Origin of the sequence: Burkholderia seminalis DSM 23518 (assembly GCF_902832885.1) — a bacterium.
Taxonomy (GTDB): Bacteria; Pseudomonadota; Gammaproteobacteria; order Burkholderiales; family Burkholderiaceae; genus Burkholderia; species Burkholderia seminalis.
In genome coordinates this window covers 113596-134453 of the sequence record NZ_CADFDK010000001.1, presented here as the reverse complement: position 1 = coordinate 134453, position 20858 = coordinate 113596, and the positions used below count along the sequence as shown (strand labels likewise).

Annotated in this window: 21 protein-coding genes and 2 pseudogenes; 8 read left to right on the top strand and 15 right to left on the bottom strand. The window is 66.7% G+C overall.

Annotated features, from left to right (window positions below; translation table 11 throughout):
• The first annotated feature begins 71 nt into the window (after positions 1–71).
• On the top strand, positions 72–608 hold the full coding sequence (locus HWX00_RS00595; RefSeq protein WP_082744779.1) for a 2'-5' RNA ligase family protein: 537 nt from the start codon (positions 72–74) through the stop codon (positions 606–608).
• Positions 609–673: 65 nt separating this feature from the next.
• On the opposite strand, the gene HWX00_RS00590 is transcribed toward HWX00_RS00595, so the two are convergent.
• A complete protein-coding gene (locus HWX00_RS00590) occupies positions 674–1339 on the bottom strand; it encodes a nucleotidyltransferase family protein (protein ID WP_319001520.1) in 666 nt (221 codons plus the stop codon).
• A gap of 166 nt (positions 1340–1505) precedes the next feature.
• On the opposite strand from HWX00_RS00590, the gene mutS reads away from it, so the two are divergent.
• Both mutS and HWX00_RS00580 read left to right on the top strand, forming a co-directional pair.
• The gene (gene mutS / locus HWX00_RS00585; RefSeq protein ID WP_175027432.1) at positions 1506–4163 is read left to right on the top strand and encodes a DNA mismatch repair protein MutS; all 2658 of its coding nucleotides are present in this window, start codon (positions 1506–1508) and stop codon (positions 4161–4163) included.
• A pseudogene (locus HWX00_RS00580) lies at positions 4144–5417 on the top strand (hypothetical protein). Before mutS ends, HWX00_RS00580 begins: the two are co-directional and overlap by 20 nt.
• Here HWX00_RS00580 and HWX00_RS00575 read toward each other — a convergent pair.
• On the bottom strand, positions 5397–5942 hold the full coding sequence (locus tag HWX00_RS00575) for an FKBP-type peptidyl-prolyl cis-trans isomerase (RefSeq protein ID WP_034188913.1): 546 nt from the start codon (positions 5940–5942) through the stop codon (positions 5397–5399). The pseudogene HWX00_RS00580 and the gene HWX00_RS00575 overlap by 21 nt on opposite strands.
• Positions 5943–5974: 32 nt before the next feature.
• On the opposite strand from HWX00_RS00575, the gene HWX00_RS00570 reads away from it, so the two are divergent.
• Together HWX00_RS00570 and HWX00_RS37245 are read left to right on the top strand one after the other, a co-directional pair.
• Positions 5975–7195 (top strand): cupin domain-containing protein, encoded by a 1221-nt coding sequence (locus tag HWX00_RS00570; RefSeq protein WP_124609699.1) that lies wholly within the window; start codon positions 5975–5977, stop codon positions 7193–7195.
• A gap of 56 nt (positions 7196–7251) precedes the next feature.
• Positions 7252–7498: pseudogene (locus HWX00_RS37245) on the top strand (hypothetical protein).
• Here HWX00_RS37245 and HWX00_RS00565 read toward each other — a convergent pair.
• From HWX00_RS00565 to HWX00_RS00515, 11 genes are all read right to left on the bottom strand, one after another.
• The gene (locus HWX00_RS00565) at positions 7499–7702 is read right to left on the bottom strand and encodes a hypothetical protein (RefSeq protein ID WP_006487056.1); all 204 of its coding nucleotides are present in this window, start codon (positions 7700–7702) and stop codon (positions 7499–7501) included.
• Positions 7703–7805: 103 nt separating this feature from the next.
• Positions 7806–8582 carry an MBL fold metallo-hydrolase gene (locus tag HWX00_RS00560; RefSeq protein WP_034188915.1) on the bottom strand — a complete coding sequence of 259 codons (777 nt, stop codon included), beginning with the start codon at positions 8580–8582 and terminating at the stop codon, positions 7806–7808.
• Between the two features lie 4 nt (positions 8583–8586).
• Complete coding sequence (gene bamC, locus HWX00_RS00555) at positions 8587–9732, bottom strand: outer membrane protein assembly factor BamC (protein WP_175027431.1); 1146 nt, start codon at positions 9730–9732, stop codon at positions 8587–8589.
• Positions 9733–9843: 111 nt separating this feature from the next.
• A complete protein-coding gene (gene dapA / locus HWX00_RS00550) occupies positions 9844–10746 on the bottom strand; it encodes a 4-hydroxy-tetrahydrodipicolinate synthase (RefSeq protein ID WP_034188917.1) in 903 nt (300 codons plus the stop codon).
• A gap of 46 nt (positions 10747–10792) precedes the next feature.
• On the bottom strand, positions 10793–11395 hold the full coding sequence (locus tag HWX00_RS00545; RefSeq protein ID WP_175027430.1) for a class I SAM-dependent methyltransferase: 603 nt from the start codon (positions 11393–11395) through the stop codon (positions 10793–10795).
• An 8-nt stretch (positions 11396–11403) separates the two neighbouring features.
• The gene (locus HWX00_RS00540) at positions 11404–12606 is read right to left on the bottom strand and encodes a tryptophan--tRNA ligase (protein ID WP_006487046.1); all 1203 of its coding nucleotides are present in this window, start codon (positions 12604–12606) and stop codon (positions 11404–11406) included.
• 8 nt (positions 12607–12614) lie between these two features.
• Entirely contained in the window at positions 12615–13277 is a 663-nt protein-coding gene (locus tag HWX00_RS00535; protein WP_034188919.1) for a site-2 protease family protein, read from the bottom strand.
• A 47-nt stretch (positions 13278–13324) separates the two neighbouring features.
• Positions 13325–13957, bottom strand: coding sequence for an L-threonylcarbamoyladenylate synthase (locus HWX00_RS00530; protein WP_034188920.1), 633 nt, complete (start codon positions 13955–13957; stop codon positions 13325–13327).
• A gap of 69 nt (positions 13958–14026) precedes the next feature.
• Entirely contained in the window at positions 14027–14857 is an 831-nt protein-coding gene (locus HWX00_RS00525; protein ID WP_034188921.1) for a 3',5'-nucleoside bisphosphate phosphatase, read from the bottom strand.
• A gap of 82 nt (positions 14858–14939) precedes the next feature.
• Positions 14940–15830 (bottom strand): alpha/beta fold hydrolase, encoded by an 891-nt coding sequence (locus HWX00_RS00520; RefSeq protein WP_175027429.1) that lies wholly within the window; start codon positions 15828–15830, stop codon positions 14940–14942.
• A gap of 140 nt (positions 15831–15970) precedes the next feature.
• A complete protein-coding gene (locus HWX00_RS00515; protein WP_175027428.1) occupies positions 15971–16828 on the bottom strand; it encodes a ferritin-like domain-containing protein in 858 nt (285 codons plus the stop codon).
• Between the two features lie 143 nt (positions 16829–16971).
• Here HWX00_RS00515 and HWX00_RS00510 point away from each other — a divergent pair, with 143 nt between their 5' ends.
• The 3 genes from HWX00_RS00510 to HWX00_RS00500 all read left to right on the top strand — a co-directional run bounded on the left by HWX00_RS00510 (position 16972) and on the right by HWX00_RS00500 (position 18963).
• Positions 16972–17496, top strand: a complete 525-nt coding sequence (locus HWX00_RS00510; RefSeq protein WP_034188924.1) for a gamma carbonic anhydrase family protein — start codon at positions 16972–16974, stop codon at positions 17494–17496.
• Between the two features lie 25 nt (positions 17497–17521).
• Positions 17522–18472, top strand: coding sequence for an Hsp33 family molecular chaperone HslO (gene hslO / locus HWX00_RS00505; protein WP_034188925.1), 951 nt, complete (start codon positions 17522–17524; stop codon positions 18470–18472).
• 134 nt (positions 18473–18606) lie between these two features.
• Complete coding sequence (locus HWX00_RS00500) at positions 18607–18963, top strand: hypothetical protein (protein WP_049034861.1); 357 nt, start codon at positions 18607–18609, stop codon at positions 18961–18963.
• Positions 18964–19050: 87 nt separating this feature from the next.
• On the opposite strand, the gene ftsB is transcribed toward HWX00_RS00500, so the two are convergent.
• Positions 19051–19476: a cell division protein FtsB gene (gene ftsB, locus HWX00_RS00495; RefSeq protein WP_034188927.1), complete on the bottom strand. Its 426-nt coding sequence runs from the start codon at positions 19474–19476 to the stop codon at positions 19051–19053.
• 81 nt (positions 19477–19557) lie between these two features.
• The gene (gene eno / locus HWX00_RS00490; protein ID WP_006478406.1) at positions 19558–20841 is read right to left on the bottom strand and encodes a phosphopyruvate hydratase; all 1284 of its coding nucleotides are present in this window, start codon (positions 20839–20841) and stop codon (positions 19558–19560) included.
• Between the last annotated feature and the right edge of the window lie 17 nt (positions 20842–20858).

Sequence of the window (20858 nt, the reverse complement as noted above, 5' to 3'; positions counted from 1 at the left end):
CGCTGCAAGCTACGCCACCGCATTCCTACCGTATTGCCGCAATGCGGCGGCCGCCAAAAGAGGATCGCAGTATGGTCACGACAGCGTTTGTCGTCGAAGTTTCCGCAGCCGAACCTGCAGTCGCCGACCTGCGGCGGCGCTTCGATGCTTCTGCAAGCCTGGGCGTCCCGCCACATATCACGCTTCTGTTCCCTTTCATGTCACCCGACGAAATTACGTCGACCGTAATACGACAATCCGAAAGCGCGTTGAGCTTTGTGCCATCGTTCGATTTTTCGTTGACGCAGATTGGTCGGTTTCCGACCACCACCTATCTCACCCCCGACCCTGCCGAGCCGTTCGTCGCACTGACAACTGCCTTAGTCGAACGCTTTCCCGGATATCGTCCGTACGGCGGCGTACACGATGGCACGATTCCGCATCTGACTGTCGCGCACGGTGACGCCGCAACCGCAAATTCCGCAGCCATCGCGCTGGAAGAACGTCTGCGCATGCTTGCGCCGATTCGAACGCGGTGTAGTTCCGTGTCTTTGCTTGAAAACACCTCAGGGCGCTGGAAACAGATGCATGTATTCGAACTTCCCGCAATCAACGTGCGGAGCCGATAGGCCCAGCCCCACCACGCCCGCAACACCTATTGAATGCGCCAGTGACACCGGTACGCCTCGGATAATCAGCAAGGTACGATGACAACTCGAGGCCAGCGCTTTCGGTATTGCTTTTCCGCTACACGCTTTCGATATGTCTCGACACTCACTCGCCGTGGGTTGCGCCGAATGACCATTGAAAAAAGATCGTCCAGCCCATGAGGCGCAATAACGTCGACCGAGTCGTCATCACGAAGCACGACCCCGACCGAGGTCGCAAATTCGGGCCACGACGCGACTGACTCCTCCAGCGAACCCAGTGGTGAAACTGGATGGCCAAAGGTTCGCTCGAACCAGAGGTGAACGGCGGCCTGATTGGTTACCTCCCAGCGCACACCGGGAAGCATGTCGGTCAAACGAAGCTTGAAGCGCGCGTCCCGTGCGGCGGAGAAATCGGTCGAGTCAAAGTAAGCAACATCGATGTCCGATAGCGCAGACGGCGTCCGAAACGCGTGCAGTTCATCCCACACCAGGTTGCGTACCGCTCCTGCCCCAATACACCATGAGGTGAGCTTCAGGCTACGCGTGGCGACGAGTGCCGCCCAGAACCATTCCGATTGGCGCACGATACTCGTGAGACGTGCTTCCAAGTCGACTGCTGACATGGGCGCTTTTTCTCCATTGACGACGCGTTGACTGCCGGCCAAACAGCGCAAGATCCAATAGCGGAAATCGGCAATCAACTTGCCCACCCTTCCGGACGATTGTCGTCCCATCCGAGCGTCATCGTCCAACTATTCGGACACGTGATCTGCCACGCTCCCTCGCCCGCACCTGGCCAAACGGCGAACTTCGCGCGTGCACGTGGACGCGACTGGTAAACTCGTGCAACCCAAGCAACAACTTCCCGCCTGACCTATGACCACGCTGTCGCCCGAAGCCTTCGCCGGCCATACTCCAATGATGCAGCAGTACCTGCGCATCAAGGCCGATCATCCCGACACACTCGTCTTCTACCGGATGGGCGACTTCTACGAGCTGTTCTTCGAGGACGCGGAAAAGGCCGCACGCCTGCTCGACCTGACCCTCACGCAGCGCGGCGCGTCGGCCGGCACGCCGATCAAGATGGCCGGCGTGCCGCATCACGCAGTCGAACAGTATCTGGCGAAGCTCGTGAAGATGGGCGAATCGGTCGCGATCTGCGAGCAGATCGGCGACCCTGCCACATCGAAGGGGCCGGTCGAGCGCAAGGTCGTGCGTGTCGTCACGCCCGGCACGCTGACCGATGCCGCGCTGCTGTCCGACAAGAACGACGTGTACCTGCTCGCGATGTGCACGGGCCACAACAAGCGCGGCGTCACGGTCAATGTCGGCCTCGCCTGGCTGAACCTCGCCAGCGGCGCGCTGCGGCTCGCCGAAATCGAACCCGATCAGCTCGCAGCCGCGCTCGAGCGCATCCGGCCGGCCGAAATCCTGACGCCGGACGGTGCGACCGACGCCGTGCCCGCAAGTGCCGGCGCGAGCAAGCGCGTGCCGGCCTGGCACTTCGACATCGCATCGGGCACGCAGCGCCTGTGCGACCAGCTCGACGTCGCGAGCCTCGACGGATTCGGCGCGCATTCGCTGACGAGCGCGTGCGGCGCAGCCGGCGCGCTGCTGCTCTATGCGGCAGCCACGCAAGGCCAGCAGTTGCGGCACGTGCGCAGCCTGAAGGTCGAGAACGAAACCGAATACATCGGACTCGATCCGGCCACGCGCCGCAACCTCGAACTAACCGAGACGCTGCGCGGCACCGAATCGCCGACGCTGTATTCGCTGCTCGACACCTGCTGCACGACGATGGGCAGCCGCCTGCTGCGTCACTGGCTGCATCACCCGCCCCGCGCGTCGGTCGCCGCGCAATCGCGCCAGCAGGCAATCGGCGCGCTGCTCGATGCGCCGGCGAACGCGAGCCTCGACGCGCTGCGCGGCGCGCTGCGCCAGATCGCCGACGTCGAACGGATCACCGGGCGGCTCGCGCTGCTGTCCGCGCGCCCGCGCGACCTGTCGAGCCTGCGCGATACGTTCGCCGCGCTGCCGGCACTGCGCGAGCGCATCAGCGCGATCGTCGCGAATGCCGATGCGCTCACGCGCGTCGACGCGGCGCTCGCACCGCCCGCGGAATGCCTCGACCTGCTCACCAGCGCGATTGCGCCCGAGCCTGCCGCGATGGTGCGCGACGGCGGCGTGATCGCGCGCGGCTACGACGCGGAACTCGACGAACTGCGCGACATCTCGGAGAACTGCGGGCAGTTCCTGATCGACCTCGAAGCGCGCGAACGCGCGCGCACCGGCATCGCGAACCTGCGCGTCGAATACAACAAGGTGCACGGCTTCTACATCGAGGTCACGCGCGGCCAGACGGACAAGGTGCCCGACGATTACCGCCGCCGCCAGACGCTGAAGAACGCCGAGCGCTACATCACGCCCGAACTGAAAACCTTCGAGGACAAGGCGTTGTCCGCGCAGGAACGCGCGCTCGCGCGCGAGCGCGCGCTGTACGACTCGGTGCTGCAGGCACTGCTGCCGTTCATCCCCGAATGCCAGCGCGTCGCGTCGGCACTCGCCGAGCTCGACCTGCTCGCCGCCTTCGCCGAACGTGCACGCGCACTCGACTGGGTCGCGCCCACCTTCACCGACGAGATCGGCATCGACATCGAACAGGGGCGCCACCCGGTCGTCGAAGCGCAGGTCGAGCAGTTCATCGCGAACGACTGCCGGTTCGGGCCCGAGCGCAAGCTGCTGCTGATCACCGGCCCGAACATGGGCGGTAAATCGACGTTCATGCGGCAGACCGCGCTGATCGCGCTGATGGCTTACGTCGGCAGCTACGTGCCGGCGAAGTCGGCGTGCTTCGGCCCGATCGACCGGATCTTCACGCGCATCGGCGCAGCCGACGATCTCGCGGGCGGCCGTTCGACGTTCATGGTCGAGATGACCGAAGCCGCGGCCATCCTCAACGATGCGACACCGCAAAGCCTCGTGCTGATGGACGAGATCGGGCGCGGCACGTCGACGTTCGACGGCCTCGCACTCGCGTGGGCGATCGCCCGCCATCTGCTCGCGCACAACGCGTGCTACACGCTGTTCGCGACACACTACTTCGAGCTGACCCAGTTGCCGGCCGAATTCCCGCAAGCGGCCAACGTCCACCTGTCGGCCGTCGAACACGGCCACGGCATCGTGTTCCTGCACGCGGTCAACGAAGGCCCGGCGAACCAGAGCTACGGCCTGCAGGTCGCGCAGCTCGCCGGCGTCCCGGCCCCGGTGATCCGCGCCGCACGCAAGCACCTCGCGTATCTCGAACAGCAGTCGGCATCGCAGCACACGCCGCAACTCGACCTGTTCAGCGCGCCGCAGGCGGTCGTCGACGATCTCGAATGCGCGGATGCGCCGGCGTTGCCGGACACGACGCATCCGGCGCTCGACAAGCTGCGCGACATCGATCCCGACGATCTCAAGCCGCGCGAGGCGCTCGACCTGCTGTACGAACTGCGCACGCTGGTCCGGTCGCACGATGCCGACGGCCACGCTTGAACGCGTCTCGCCGGGCCTGCCGGCTCGCGCGGCCGCCGCGCTCGTCGCGGCGGTACTCGTGCTCGCGCAGGCCGGCGCGCAGGCTGCACCGCCGAAGCGCACCGCCGCGCCCTACTCGTTCGCGGTCGTGTCGGGCGTCATCAACGGCCCGACGGACGAACCGTCCGCCCAGCGGCTGCTCGATGCGATCGCGCGCGAGCGTAACCTCGCTTTCGTCGTCTATGCGGGCGATCTCAAGGGTTCGAAGGAAGCGTGCCGCGACGCGCTGTATTCGCAGCGCGGCGCGATCCTGGATTCGGCACGCGTGCCGCTCGTGTTCATTCCCGGCCACGACGACTGGTTGACGTGCAATACGGCAGCCGGCGGCGGTTACGATCCGGTCGAGCGGCTCGACTTCCTGCGGCAGACGCTGCTCGCCGATGCGGCATTGCCCGACCCCGGCGCGCTGCAGATCACGCGGGAGAGCGAAGTCGCACGGTTCCGGCCATATCGCGAGAATGCCCGCTGGATGCGCGACGACATCGTCTACGTCGCGCTCAACGCACCGGCACCGAACAACCATTACCTGACGGCCGGCGGCCGCAACGGCGAATTCGAGGATCGCATCATCGCGAACGGTTTCTGGATCGACCACGCGGCCGAATACGCGAAGCGGCGCGAAGCGCGCGCGATGGTGGTGATTTTTGAAGGCGATCCGCAGTTCGAACGCTACGAACGCGCGGAACGCTTTGCGTGGCTGCGTTTCAACCGGCCGCGCGTACGCGACGGCTTCCGTGAACTGAAACGTACGCTGGTGAAGGCGGCGGCGACGTTCCGCGGCCCGATACTGGTGATGCACGCGAGCGGCGAACCGCTGGCGAACGGTTTCCTGATCGACCGGCCGCTGCGTGCCGACGACGGTGCGCTGATAGGAAACGTGACGCGCGTCGCGATCGGCCCGCGCCATCCGGCGAATCAGTGGGTCAAGGTAAGCGTGTCGCCATCGCGGCAGACGATCTTCAACGTCAGCCTGCAGGAGGTGCCGAAGAACCTGCCGGTGCCGCCCACGCTGCCGCTCGTGCCGCATGACGACGTGCCGCTGCCGCAGATGCCGGAAATCCCCGCGCTGCCGGCACTGCCCGACTCGTCGTCGGTCGCGCCGCCGCTGCAGGGTGACGGCGCCGCTCCGGGCGGCGCGTCGTGGCCGGCGCCCCCCCCCCTGCATCGGGGCCGGCGCCCGGCCTGCCTGCAAGCTCAGTGCAGGGTACGCCCTGACGACGGCGCTTCGCCGTCTTCGTCTTCGTCCTCGTCGACGATCTCGAGCCCTTCGGCGCCATGCGCGTGCTCATGCTCGATTTCATCTTCGGTGGCTTCGCGAACGTCCTTCACGGTCAGCGCGAAACGCAGCGCCATGCCGGCCAGCGGGTGATTGCCGTCGAGCACGACCTTGTCTTCGGCGATGTCGGTGACCGTATAGATCAGCGAGTCGACTTCCTCGTCACCGTCTTCCGGCGTGCCTTCGAACTGCATGCCCACTTCGAGCGGCTCGGGAAAACGATCGCGCGGCTCGACCTTCACGAGTTCCGGATCGTAGTCGCCGAACGCGTCCTGCGGCTCGAGCTGCACCTGCGCCTCGTAGCCCGGCTCGTGGCCGTCGAGCTGTTCCTCGATCTTGGGGAACGTGCCATCATAGCCGCCGTGCAGATAGACCATCGGCTCGTCGCTTTCCTCGATCAGATTGCCCTGTGCATCCGACAGCTTGTAAGTGACCGACACGACGGTGTTTTTTGCGATTTTCATCCAATTCTCCCAAATACAACTGTCATTATACGATGCGCAACCGGTCTCAAGCCGAACCGCGGGATGCCGCTGCCGCCCCGCTCGGCGCACCGCCTTCCGATCTTCCCACACCGCTGCTCGGCGGTCTTACGCCGGCGCAATTCATGCGCGGCTACTGGCAGAAGAAGCCGCTGCTGATCCGCCAGGCGATCCCCGGCGTCGCTTCACCGGTCTCGCGCGACGCGCTGTTCGAGCTCGCAGCCGACTATGACGCGGAATCGCGACTCATCACCCATTTTCGTAACAAGTGGCAACTGTCGCACGGCCCGTTCGAACCGGGCTCGCTGCCGGCCGTCACGCGCAAGGCATGGACCTTGCTCGTGCAGGGGCTCGACCTGCACGTCGACGCGGCGCGCGCGCTGCTCGACCGCTTCCGCTTCATCCCCGACGCGCGGCTGGACGACCTGATGATCTCGTATGCGACGGACGGCGGCGGCGTCGGCCCGCATTTCGATTCATACGACGTCTTCCTGCTGCAGGTCGAAGGCCGGCGCCGCTGGCGCGTCGGCGCGCAGAAGGATCTGTCGCTGCAACCGGACGTGCCGCTGAAGATCCTCGAAAACTTCGAGCCGAGCGACGAATGGGTGCTGGAGCCCGGCGACATGCTCTACCTGCCGCCGCACATCGCGCACGACGGCGTCGCCGAAGGCGAGTGCATGACCTGCTCGATCGGCTTCCGGGCCCCGTCCGCCGGCGAACTGGGCGCCCAGTTCCTGTACTATCTCGCGGAGCGCGGCGGCCTGCGCGACGGGGGCGGCGACGACCTCTACCGCGACCCGAAGCAACCGGCCGTCGACACGCCCGCGCAATTGCCTCCGGCGATGGTCGAGCGTGTCGCCGAGATCGTCGACGCGATCCGCTGGCGCAAGCGCGACGTCGCCGAATTCCTCGGTTGCTACCTGAGCGAGCCCAAGCCGAACGTCGTCTTCGACCCGCCGGCGCGCCCGTTGTCCGAGTCCGCGTTCGTCACGCAAGCGTCACGGCGTGGCGTGTGTCTCGACAGAAGGGCCGCATTGATGTATAACGCGCGCTCGTACTTCATTAATGGCGAGGAAGGACCGCTCGAGCAGGCCGATGAATGGCTGCCCGAACTGGCCAATCAACGCCAGATGGAGGCGAAACGGTTTGTAACACTATCCCGGGTTCCCTCGATGACAGCCTTGTTGCACGAGTGGTATTGTGCGGGCTGGATACGGGTCGGAAGCCGGAATTAGTGTGAGTCGCCCCGTATGCCCGTACAGATCAAATTCTGTATGGGAAAGACAACGTATTGACCCCGCATTTGTCGACGGTCGATAGGAAAGTGCATATAATTTCCGCCCAAGCCGTAGGGAAGATTCACGCTCTAAGAAGTGCATCTCCACCAGCGGCCCAGGTCGGTGTTGGAGCACATTACCGGTATTGTTTCGCGCTGTTGCTTACCTTTAACCATAAAAGGACGTGATCATGAAGAAATCCCTCCTCGTAGCTTCCCTGTTGGCTGCTGTTGCACTGGCTGCTTGCAACAAGAGCGCTGATCAAGCTGCTTCGTCGGCTGCAAGCGACGCGGCTGCTGCTGCTTCGTCGGCTGCTTCGGCAGTTGCTGGTGCTGCGAGCGACGCTTCGGCTGCTGCTTCGTCGGCAACGGCTGCTGCGAGCGACGCTGCTGCTGCAGTGGCGTCGGCTGCTTCGGCAGCGACGGCTGCTCCGGCTTCGGGCGCAAGCCAGTAAGCCTTCAGCATCAGCTGAAAAAAAACCGGCCCGAGGGCCGGTTTTTTTACGTCTGCCGTTTCCGAACACCGCGCCCGGCAGCCGCACCGGGCCGCAGCAGCGGCCCTGCCCTGCTCATCCGAGCATCAGCCAGTCGAAGCCCGCGTCCTGCGAGGCCACGATCACGTCCTCTCCGTCCGTCCCCAGCACGCCGCCAAACGCCCGGCGGGCCAGTTCCGGCAGGTTGTTCTGCTGGCTCAGGTGAGCCGCGACCAGGTGCTGGAGGCGGCTGCGCTCGAGCGACGCGAGAATGTCGGCCGCCGCGTCGTTGCTCAGGTGGCCATGGTTGCCGCCGATCCGCGCCTTCAGCGATTGCGGATAGCGGCTCGCGGCCAGCATCGCGGTATCGTGGTTGGATTCGAGCACCAGCGCGTCACAGCCGCTCAGGACGGCCGTAATGTGCGGCGTGGCCATCCCGACGTCCGTCAGCACGCCGAGCCGGCTGCAGCCGTCCATGAAGACGAACTGGAGCGGCTCCCGCGCATCGTGGGGGACCGTATAGGGCATCACGGCCAGATCGCGGATCGGGGCCGTCTCGTCGCCCCACAGCACGTGGAGATCGACATCGGCCTCGTCCGCGCCCACCGCGCGCGCGGTGCCCCAGCTCATGTAGAGCGGCAGCGACGCACGGCGGGCGAGCGTCAGCGCGCTGCCGACGTGGTCGCTATGTTCGTGGGTGATGAGAATCGCATCGAGATCGTCGATGGCGAGATTCAGTCGGCCGAGCCGGCGCTCGACCTCCTTGGCGGAAAAGCCGCAGTCGAGCAGCACGCGGGTGGTCGTCGTGCCGCTCGAGGCCTCGACGACCAGCGCATTGCCTTCGCTGCCGCTTCCGAGGCTGGCGAATCGCACGCGCTCAGTTCAGCTGAGCGTGCAGCAGCGAGATGATCCGCTGCGCGTCCGACGAGTTGTCGATCTGGCCGTTCGCACCGACCACCGCGACCTGCGTGCCGCCGGCGCCCTGCGCGCGCACGTTGACGAGATATTCCTTGCCCGGCTTCGCCGCCGACGGGCCACCGTAGAACAGCTTGCCGAACAGGCCGTCACGCTTGAGCTCTTCCATCGAATTCGCATAGCGCACGGTGTACACGCCCTTCTCGCGGTCGCGATTGTCGACCGTGAAGTTGGTGCGGTCGAGCGCCAGGCCCACGCGCAGCCACGCGCGATCGAACGACTCGGCCAGTTGCAGCGTCGCCGCGCCGCTGCTCGTGTCGCTGACCTGCGCCGGCGCCGTCGCGGGGCGCGCATCGGTCAGCAGCTGCTTCGCCTGGGCGTCGGTCAGGCCGAACTTCTGCATCAGCTTCGACAGGAACACGGCTTCGAGCACCGGGTTGCGCGGACGCTCTTCCCAGCGCGACGACGTGCCGCCCTGCGGGCCGACCATCATTTCCTCCATCGCGCTGTGCGTGATCGAGATGTCGGTGTTGCCGTCCGACGTACGGTTCACGAGCGTGCGGAAACGGTCGCGCGTGCCCGACGAATACGCGAAATCGATGACCTTGCCGATCGTGCGGCGGAACCAGTCGTCCGGAATGTTCGCGCGGTTTTCGGCCCAGTCGGTGGCCATGATGCCGGTCGACGGCGCGTCGGTCTTCAGCGAGAAGCCGTTCTCCTGCCAGAACTCCTTCAGGATCGGCCACAGCTGCTCCGGCGTGCGGCCATCGACGACGAGCCAGCGGCGATCGCCGTCGCGCTCGATGTGCATGCCGAGCGGATCCTGCGCGCTCGGCATGCCGTCGGTCGCGTTGCCGGCCTGCGTCGTGACCCGCGGCGGCAGCGTGCCGAGCCCGGCGTTGCTCGGCGGCGCAACGAACTGCTGCGTCGTCGGCACCGGCTTCAGGTCGCTCGGCACGGCCAGCGGCGGCGCCGACCCGGTGTTCTTGTAGTTGACCCGGTCGGGGGCCAGGTAATCGTTCAGCGTATCGCAGCCAGCGAGCGCGCCCAGCGCCAGCGCCACCACCGACAGCTGGATGGCGCGAGAGGAAATGGCGAAACGTTTCATGAAATCCTTCGTCTTGCTAGAACGCTCGTCAGGAGCGGCGCCGGACGGAGCCGGCCGGTGCGGGTTGATCAGGGGTCGAGCCGGCGGCCGCAGGACGCGGCCGCCTCGGCATCAGAGGACGCCGGCCTCGACGAGGGCCGAACGCACGGCATCGTGGCAGCGCTCGTCGAGCGCCGTGAGCGGCAGCCGGATGCCGCCCTGCATCTTGCCCATCGCCTGCAGCGCCCACTTCACGGGGATCGGGTTCGCCTCGATGAACAGGTTCTTGTGCAGCGACAGCAGCTTCATGTGCAGCGCGCGGGCCGTCTGGACGTCGCCGGCCAGCGCCGCGCGGCACAGATCGCTCATCGCACGCGGTGCGACGTTCGCCGTCACCGAGATATTGCCGTGGCCGCCGAGCAGCATCAGCGCGATCGCGGTCGGATCGTCGCCGCTGTAGATCGCGAAATGCTTCGGCGCGGCCTTGATCAGGTGCGCGGCGCGATCGATGTTGCCGGTCGCTTCCTTCACGCCGATGATGCCCGGCACTTGCGCGAGGCGCAGCGTCGTCTCGTTCGCCATGTCGGCGACCGTGCGGCCCGGCACGTTGTACAGGATCACCGGCAGGTCGACCGCTTCGGCGATCGTCCGGAAATGGCGGTACATGCCTTCCTGCGTCGGCTTGTTGTAGTACGGCACGACCTGCAGCGTCGCGTCCGCGCCGACGGCCTTCGCGTGCTTCGTCAGCTCGATCGCCTCGGCGGTCGAGTTGCCGCCCGCGCCCGCGATGATCGGGATGCGCTTCGCCGCGTGCTCGACCGCCGTGCGGATCATCAGGATGTGCTCTTCGACGTTGAGCGTTGCCGACTCGCCGCTCGTCCCGACCACGACGAGCGCATCGGTGCCTTCCGCGATGTGCCAGTCGATCAGTTTGCGAAACGCCGGCAGGTCGAGACTGCCGTCTTCGAGCATCGGGGTGACGATCGCGGGGATGCTGCCGCGGATTTGAATGCCGTCTTGGGTGCCGTTAGCCATGAAACGCGATTGAATGTGTACCGGTAAACGTTGAGATTGTAGCGGATTAGCCGGGCAGTTCGTAACGTGGAATTCCCGCCCCCGCCTTCGGGGTCGCGCCCTCGCGCACCGCGCTGAGACGCTGGACGAACGCCTCGCGCGGCGCGGCGACGAAACCGTCCTCGTACGCAACCACCCGCAGGTGGCCGTGCACGGCGTCCAGCAACTCGCCCGGGGCGAGCAGGAACGCGGGGTTGGACGGTTTGCCGACCGTTTCGTTTCCTTGCGCGAAGGTTTCGTAGATCAGCACGCCGCCCGGCGCCACCGCATCGAGCAGATGGGGCCAGAGCGGACGATGCAGGTAGTTAGTGACGAGCACGGCCGAAAACCGCTCGCCGGCCGGCAGCGGCCACGGCGCGCCTTCGAGATCGGCCGCACGGGCATCGACGCCGGGAATCGCCCGCAACGCGGCCAGCGCGGCCGGATCGCGGTCGAGCGCGACGACCGGATGCCCGCGCGACGCGAACCAGCGCGCATGGCGCCCGCCGCCCGCGGCGACGTCGAGCACCGCGCCGCCGGCCGGCACGAGCCGCGACCATTGCGCGACCCAGCGCGACGGCTCGGCCTGGGCGACGTGGCCGCCTGCGGCGGCGATGACGGATTCGCTCATGCGCCGGATCAGTTGTACGACAGGCCCATCGCGTCGCGCACGTCGCGCATCGTTTCCGTCGCGTACTTGCGTGCCTTGTCGCAACCGTCCGCGACGATCGCGCGCAGCAGCGACGGATCGTCCATGTACTTCTGCGCGCGCTCGAGCATCGGCTGCTGTTCGCGCAGGATGCCCTCGACGACCGGCTGCTTGCAGTCGAGGCAACCGATGCCCGCCGAGCGGCAGCCCTTCTGCACCCACTCGTGCGTCGCTTCGTCCGTATAGACCTGGTGCAGTTGCCACACCGGGCACTTGTCGGGATCGCCCGGATCGGTGCGGCGCACGCGCGCGGGGTCGGTCGGCATCGTGCGGACCTTCTTCGTGATCGTCTCGGCGTCTTCGCGCAGGCCGATCGTGTTGCCGTACGACTTCGACATCTTCTGCCCGTCGAGGCCCGGCATCCGCGATGCCTCGGTCAGCAGCGCCTGCGGCTCGACCAGGATGATCTTGCGCGCACCCTCGAGATAGCCGAACAGACGCTCGCGGTCGCTCATCGACAGGCTCTGCGATTCCTGCAGCATCGCGCGCGCCTGTTCGAGCGCCTCGTCGTCGCCCTCCTGCTGATACGCGTTGCGCAGTTCGTGATAGAGCTTCGCGCGCTTGCCGCCGAGCTTCTTCGCGGCTTCGAGCGCCTTCTCCTCGAAGCCCGGCTCGCGGCCGTACAGGTAGTTGAAGCGGCGCGCGATCTCGCGCGTCATCTCGACGTGCGGCACCTGATCCTCGCCGACCGGCACGAGCGAGCCGCGATACAGCAGGATGTCGGCCGCCATCAGCACCGGGTAGCCGAGGAAGCCGTAGGTGGACAGGTCCTTGTCCTTCAGCTTCTCCATCTGCTCCTTGTAGGTCGGCACGCGTTCGAGCCAGCCGAGCGGCGTGCTCATGCCGAGCAGCAGCGCGAGTTCCGCGTGCTCGGGCACCTTGCTCTGGATGAACAGCGTCGCCTGCGCCGGATCGATGCCGGATGCGAGCCAGTCGATCAGCACGTCCCACACGTTCTTCTCGATGACCTCGGGCGTCTCGTAGTGCGTCGTCAGCGCATGCCAGTCGACGACGCAGAAGAAACACGGGTACTCGGACTGCAGCTTCACCCAGTTTTTCAGCACGCCGTGGTAATGACCGAGGTGCAGCGACCCGGTAGGTCGCATGCCGGAGAAAATACGTTCTGGGAACATGATTGTCGTTAGAAAAGCGAGGCGAATGGGGACAGGATGGCGCTCAGGACGGCATAACCGACGTTGACGAGCGGGCGCAGCCAGAAGTTCGTCAGCACGCCCGTCGCGACCAGCGCGAGGACGATGATGAAACCGTACGGCTCGATGCGCGACAGCGCGATCGATTGCTTCGGCGGCAGCAGCGCCGCCAGGATACGGCCGCCGTCGAGCGGCGGCAGCGGAAACAGGTTCAGCACGCCGAGCACGAGGTTCGCGCTGACGCCGGCGAACGCCATCCGCGTGAAGAACGGCTCGTCGATGCCGACGGCGGGCAGCACGAGGGTCAGCAGGCCCCAGACCAGCGCCTGCACGAAGTTGCAGGCCGGACCCGCGAGCGATACCCACAGGCTGCCCCAGCGCGGATTGCGCAGATTGCCGAACGAAACCGGCACCGGCTTCGCATAGCCGAACAGGAACGCGCCGCCCGTCACGAAGTACATCACGAGCGGGATCGCGATCGTGCCGAGCGGATCGATGTGGCGCATCGGGTTGAACGACACGCGCCCCATCACGTAGGCGGTGTTGTCGCCGAGCAGGCGGGCGGCGTAGCCGTGCGCGGCCTCGTGCAGCGTGATCGCGAAGATCACGGGCAGCGCGTAGACGGCGATGGTCTGTATCAGGGAAGCATCCATATCGCGTTATTGTAACAAGCGCGTTCGCGCAAAATTGAACGACCCGCTCAGGCGGCCGAGAGGCCGAACGGTTCCAGCGCGCCGCGCCCCGCACGCACGAGCTCCGGCGCGTCGCCGGTCAGGTCGATCACCGTCGACGGTTCGCGCGGGCAGGCGCCGCCGTCGATCACGAGGTCGACCTGTTTCTCGAGCCGCGTGCGGATTTCCTCGGGATCGTTGAGCGGCTCGTCGTCCGGCGGCAGGATCAGCGTCGTGCCGAGCAGCGGCTGGCCGAGCGACTCCAGCAGCGCGAGCGTGATCGCGTGGTCGGGCACGCGCAGCCCGATCGTCTTGCGCGACGGATGCGACAGCCGGCGCGGCACTTCCTTGGTCGCCTGCAGGATGAACACGTACGGGCCCGGCGTCACCGACTTGATCTGCCGGTACTGGCGGTTGTCGACCATCGCGAAGTTGGCCAGCTCCGACAGGTCGCGCACGAGCAGCGACAGGTGCTGCTTCTCGTCGAGGCCGCGAATCCGGCGCACGCGCTCGACCGCATCCTTGTCGTCGAGATGGCACGCGAGCGCATAGCTCGAATCGGTCGGCATCGCGATCACGCCGCCCTTGCTGATGATCTCCACGGCCTGCTTGATCAGGCGCGGCTGCGGATTATCCGGATGAATCCTGAAGAACTGGGACATGGGGGTACGTAAAGGGGGATGAATCGGCAACGCACGGCGGCGGCACGGGCGGCGCTCGGCCGCCCGGCGTCAGAGCCAGCGCTCCCAGACCGGCGTGAGGTCGGACGGCAACGGCGGCAGGCTGCCGAGCTCGACGCGGCCCTCGCCCGGCGCATGGAAATCGGAGCCGCGCGACACTTCGAAGCCGAAGCGACGCGCGACGTCCGCGTATTCGCGGTACTGGTCGGGCGTATGGCTGCCCGTGATGACTTCGATCGCGCGGCCGCCCAGATCGATGAACTCGCCGAAGAAGGCGTCGAATTCGACGGGCGTGTACCGGTAGCGGCCCGGATGCGCGACCACGGCTTCGCCGCCCGCCGTACGGATCCAGCCGACCGCGTCGGACAGCGATGCCCAGCGATGCGGGACGAAGCCGGGCTTGCCGTCGCCGAGCAGGCGGTCGAACACGTCGGACGTCGATTCGGCGTGGCCGTTCTCGACGAGAAAGCGCGCGAAATGCGTACGCGAGATCAGGTCGGGATTCGACACGTACTTCAGCGCGCCGTCGTATGCACCGGGAATGCCGAGCGTCGCAAGCTGCTCGCCGATCGCCACCGCGCGGGCCGCACGACCGTGGCGCGTACGGTACAGGCCGTCGACCAGCGCCGGGTTCGCGGGATCGATGTTCAGGCCGACGATGTGCACGGTGCGCGACGCCCACGTGACCGAAATCTCGACACCGCTCAGGTAGCGCATGCCGAGCGCTTCCGCCTCGCTGCGTGCCGCTGCCTGGCCGCCGATTTCATCGTGGTCGGTCAGCGCCCACAGGGTCACGCCGCCCGCATGTGCGCGGCGCGCGACGTCGGCAGGCGACAGCAACCCGTCGGAAACATTGGAATGGCAGTGGAGATCGGCGTTCATTGTCGGTATGGCAGGTAAGGCTTCATTCTACTGCAACGCGGCAATTGCGCCGCCCGCCTGCCCTGCCGCCGGCGTCGCGCGCCTACGCGCAGAACGCCTCGATCAGCGCCGCGACCTGCTCGGGCTGGTCGTGATGCACCATGTGACCGGCGTCCTCGACGAGCTTTTCGCGCCAGTCGGGGAACGCGGCGAAGCGCGCCTTGAACTCGGGCAGCGGGATGTCGCCGGCGATGTGCGCGAGCGTCGGCGAGTTGACGGCTTCGACGTGCAGCACCTTCGCGCGCACCTGCTTCCACGTGGCCATCACCTCGTCGAGCCGGTACAGCAGCGGGCCCGGCATCTTGTGCGCCGGGTCGGCCAACAGGTGGTAGAGACCGTCGTCGCCGCGCGTCGACCAATGCTCGGCGAGGAATGCGGCCCGGCGCGGGGCGAGCCGCGGATTGGTCTTGATCAGGCGCGCCGCCACGTCGTCGAGGGACGCGTAGGGCCGCAACGCGGGCGGCTCGCGCAGCTCGTCCAGCCAGCCGCGCAACCGGCGCGGCGCCTGTTCGGCACGCGCGGGCGCGAGCCCGAAGCCTTCGAGGTCGACCACGCACCGCACGCGTTCCGGCCGAGCGCCGGCGTACAGGCACACGACGTTCGCACCCATGCTGTGGCCGACCAGGTTGACTTCGCCGCCCGGCGCATAGTGGTCGACGAGCGCATCGAGATCGCCCAGGTATTCGTGGAACCAGTAGTGGCCGCCGCCCTGCCGGGCGACCGGCCAGTCGGACAGCCCGAAGCCGCGCGCATCGGGCGCGATCACCTGCCAGTCGCCCGCGAGCGCATCGACGACGAACTGGAACGACGCCGCGACGTCCATCCAGCCGTGCAGCATGAACAGCGTCGGCGCATCGGGCCGGCCCCAGCGCCGCACATGCAGCCGGACGCCGCGCACCGTGACGAAATCGGAAACAGAACTCGAGGCACTCATGGTAGCCGTCAAAAAAGAATGGTCGTTCGATTATAGCGGCGGCGCTTCCGTTCCGGCGGCCCGCAATCGAGGCCGCGCTCTAGCGGCGGCGGCATTCGAGCGGCCGCCGGCTCGCACCGCCGGCCGGGCGCGCGGGTCGGCTAACGTGCCGCGTGTGCGTCCGCGGCGTCCTGCGCGGTCAGTTCGTCGAGTTCGGCCTGCTCGAAGCCGGCATCGCGCCGCGCGTCGACATTGAACGGGCCGCGCAGCCGCGGCGCATGGTATTGCCCGGCAAGCTGCCGGTAGGTCGGCACCGGATCGCGGCCGGCTGCATCGCACAGATGCCGGAACCAGCGGTTGCCGATCGCGACATGGCCGATCTCGTCGCGCAGGATCACGTCGAGGATCGCGGCCGACGCGTCGTCGCCCGCCTGCACGAGCCGCGCCCGGATCGGCGGCGAGGCATCGAGCCCGCGCGCCTCGAGCGTGCGCGGCACGAGCGCCATGCGCGCCAGCACGTCGCCCTTGGTCCGCTCGCACATCTCCCACAGTCCGTTGTGCGCCGGAAAATCGCCGTACGCATGCCCGAATGCCGCCAGCCGGTCGGACAGCAGCGTGAAGTGATAGGCCTCCTCGGCCGCCACCTTCAGCCAGTCCGCGTAGAACGCATCCGGCTGGCCCGCGAAGCGCCAGACCGCGTCGAGCGCCAGGTTGATCGCGTTGAATTCGATATGGGCGAGCGCGTGCAGCAGCACCGCGCGCCCTTCGGGCGAACGCGTGCTGCGTCGTTGGAGCTGGCGCGGCTCGACGAGCGGCGGGCGGGCCGGACGTCCAGGCAGATCGTCGGGTTCAGGCAACGCGAGCGACGGTGCGATCGTGGCCTGCCCCGCCCGCAGCGCATCGTGCAGCGCGCGGACCCGGGCTGCCTTCGCCGCCGGTTCGGACAGGCACAGCGCATCGAGCGCCACGCGGCGCACGCAGGCCGGCGCGATGCCGGAAGAAGAAGACTCCATGCTCATAAACGGGGACACCTTGCGTACGCGTCGCGGGAGCACCTGCACGCGACGGTTTACAATATGCGTTTGTTCCGCGGCGCCACGCGCCGGGCAAACCGGACGCGCCATTTTACCGGCGCCCCTCATCGAAGAGACAAGGAGACTCCGTGACGATCTACAAGCTGGGCGAGACGGCCCCGACGATCCACGAAAGCGTGTTCGTCGCCGATACGGCGGCCATCATCGGCAAGGTCGTGCTCGAGGAGAATTCGAGCGTGTGGTTCGGCGCGACGATTCGCGGCGACAACGAGACCATCGCCGTCGGTGCGGGCAGCAACGTCCAGGAAGGGGCGGTCCTGCATACGGACCCGGGCTTTCCGCTGACGATTGCCGAAAACGTGACGATCGGGCACCAGGCGATGCTGCACGGCTGCACGATCGGCGAAGGTTCGCTGATCGGGATCCAGGCGGTGGTCTTGAATGGAGCGGTCATCGGCCGCAACTGTCTGGTGGGTGCCGGCGCGGTCGTGACGGAAGGCAAGACGTTCCCGGACAACTCGCTGATTCTCGGCGCGCCGGCGAAAGTCGTGCGCGAGCTGTCGGCGGAAGACATCGCGCGGCTGCGCGCGAACGCGAAGACGTATGTCGAGCGGCGCGCGCATTTCAAGGAGCAACTCGTGCGGATCGGGTGATTCGCGCGGATTTCAAGGAAGAAGAGTGAGCGACCAGTTACAGAAATTCATGTTCAATGCGGCGCCCGTGCGCGGCGAGATCGTTTCGCTGCGCAATACGTGGCAGGAAGTGCTCGCCCGCCGCGACTACCCCGCCCCGGTGCGCACGGTGCTCGGCGAGATGATGGCCGCGTGCGCGCTGCTGTCCGCGAACCTGAAATTTCACGGCACCCTGATCATGCAGATCTTCGGCGACGGGCCGGTCCAGATGCTGGTCGTCCAGTGCGGCTCGGATCTGTCGATGCGGGCTACCGCGAAATTCGCCGGCGACGCGGCGCAGACGATCGGCGACGACACGAGCTTCGCGTCGCTCGTCAACGCGAGCGGCCACGGCCGTTGCGTGATCACGCTCGATCCGGCCGACAAGCTGCCGGGCCAGCAGCCGTACCAGGGCATCGTGCCGCTGAACGGCGTCGACGGCCCGCTCGAATCGGTGTCGCAGGTACTCGAGCACTACATGCATCACTCGGAGCAGCTCGACACGCGGCTGTGGCTCGCGGCCGATCGCGACCGCGCGGTCGGCATGCTGCTGCAGAAGCTGCCGGGCGACGGCGGCATCGTGCCGCGCAACGCCGAAACCGATATCGACACGTGGGAGCGCGTCTGTACGCTCGGCGGTACGCTGTCCGCGAAGGAGCTGCTCGAGGTCGAACCGGAAGTCGTGTTCCGCCGGCTGTTCTGGCAGGAAAACGTGCAGCACTTCGAGCCGGCCGGCACGCGCTTCCAGTGCTCGTGCTCGCGCGAGAAGGTCGGCGCGATGCTGCGCATGCTCGGCCGCGAGGAAGTCGACAGCGTGATCGTCGAGCGCGGCCACGTCGAGATCCACTGCGAGTTCTGCAACCAGCGCTACGAATTCGATCCCGTCGACGTCGCGCAGCTGTTCGCGGCGCCCGGCGTCGAGACCGGCATCGCGCCGGCAACCGACCAGCGTCACTGAGCGGCGCGCCCGTGCCCGCCACCCGGGCACGGGCGCATAATGACGCACGAGCGCCGCACGCACGGTTCTGGCGCCGGAGGCCCGGCCTTCGGCGCACACCGCTTCCCGCCGTCGGCGCGCTGCAGGAGAAACACATGAATCGCCTCCGCCCGTTTCGCCCCCTCATCCTGACGAGCGTCGCCGCCGGCACGCTCGCGCTCGCCGGCTGCGCGATGCCGCCGCCAACTTCCACGATCCTGAGCCGCCTGCCCGAGCCGGGCGCGTCGAACGGCCGCCCGCCCGCGCTGTCGAGCGCCGAACGCAAGCGCTACGACGAAATCGACCAGCAGGTCCTGCGCGAACAGAACAGCGCGATCGCAGCCGAGGCCGCCGCGCGCGCATGGGCGTACTACTCGCCGCCCCCCGTGACGGTCTACGGCGGGTATTACGGCGGATGGGGAAATCGCTGGGGAACGGGTATCGGCTACGGCTACCCGGGCTGGTGGTGGTAAGCCGTCAATCGATCGATTGATGCCTGGCAGGAAATAAAAAAGCGCGGTATTTCCCGCGCTTTTTCAATGGATTCGACCGTATCGCGATCAGTGATGCGCTGACTTGCCCTTGTCGCCGCCATGGTGCCGCGACGGCTTCGCGATCGACTGCGGATTCGGCACGACACGCACCGGCGCCGCGGAGACGGTACCGCGCGTCGACGTGTTCGACGGCGTGTTGTTCAGCGGCCCCGCAGGCGCATTGGGCGACACGAACTGCACGAATACCTCGCCGTCCTTCACCATGCCCATCTCGTAGCGCGCACGCTCCTCGATGGCCGCGGTGCCGCTCTGCAGATCCTGCACTTCGCCGGCCGTGCGCTCGTTGCGCAGCTTCTCGTCCGCATTCTTCTGGAGCTGGTCGTCGAGCTGCTGACGCAATTCATGCACCCGCAGCCAGCCGCCGTGTCCCCACCATAGGGGGTACTGAATGAGCGCCAGCAAGGCAATCAGGACGACAGTGACAAGCCGCATGTAAGAGACGCAGATATAAGAAGCGCCGCTCCGCGCACGAGCACAGAGCGGCGTCGATATGACGAACCCGATAGTAGCGCGTTAGCGCAGGTTATAGAAAGCCGATTTACCCGGGTAGCTCGCGATGTCGCCGAGATCTTCCTCGATGCGCAGCAGCTGGTTGTACTTCGAGATGCGGTCGCTGCGCGACAGCGAACCCGTCTTGATCTGACCGGCGTTCAGGCCGACCGCGATGTCCGCGATCGTCGAATCTTCCGTTTCGCCCGAGCGGTGCGAGATCACGGCCGTGTAGCCCGCGCGCTTCGCCATTTCGATCGCCGCGAACGTTTCGGTCAGCGTACCAATCTGGTTGATCTTGATGAGGATCGAGTTCGCGATGCCCTTCTCGATGCCTTCCTTGAGGATGCGCGTGTTGGTGACGAACAGGTCGTCGCCGACCAGCTGCACCTTCTTGCCGAGGCGGTCGGTCAGCAGCTTCCAGCCGTCCCAGTCGCTTTCGTGCATGCCGTCCTCGATCGACACGATCGGGAACTTGTCGGCGAGCGTCGCGAGGTAGTCGGTGAATTCGGCCGACGACAGTTGCAGGCCTTCGCCCGCGAGCTGGTACTTGCCGTCGTGGTAGAACTCGGATGCCGCGCAGTCGAGCGCGAGCAGCACGTCTTCGCCCGCACGGTAGCCGGCCTTCTCGATCGCCTGCAGGATCGTCGACAGGCACTCGTCGTTGCTGCCGAAGTTCGGCGCGAAGCCGCCTTCGTCGCCGACTGCCGTGCTCATGCCGCGGTCGCTCAGGATCTTCTTCAGCGCGTGGAACACTTCCGCGCCGCAACGCAGGGCTTCACGGAACGTCGGCTGGCTGACCGGGACGATCATGAATTCCTGGATGTCGAGGCTGTTGTTCGCGTGCGCGCCGCCGTTGACGATGTTCATCATCGGCACCGGCAACTGCATGGCGCCCGAACCGCCGAAGTAGCGGTACAGCGGCAGGCCGGCCTCTTCGGCGGCCGCCTTCGCGACGGCCATCGACACGGCCAGCATCGCGTTCGCGCCGAGGCGCGACTTGTTGTCGGTGCCGTCCAGCTCGAGCAGCGTCTTGTCGAGGAACGCCTGTTCCGACGCGTCGAGGCCCATGATGGCTTCGGAGATTTCGGTGTTGATGTGCTCGACGGCCTTCAGCACGCCCTTGCCGTTGTAGCGGCCGGCTTCGCCGTCGCGCAGTTCGATCGCTTCACGCGAGCCGGTGGACGCGCCCGACGGCACCGCCGCGCGGCCCATCGTGCCCGATTCGAGCAGCACGTCGCATTCGACGGTGGGGTTGCCGCGCGAATCCAGAATCTCGCGGCCGATGATATCTACGATGGCACTCATGGGTTTCCTCTGAGAAT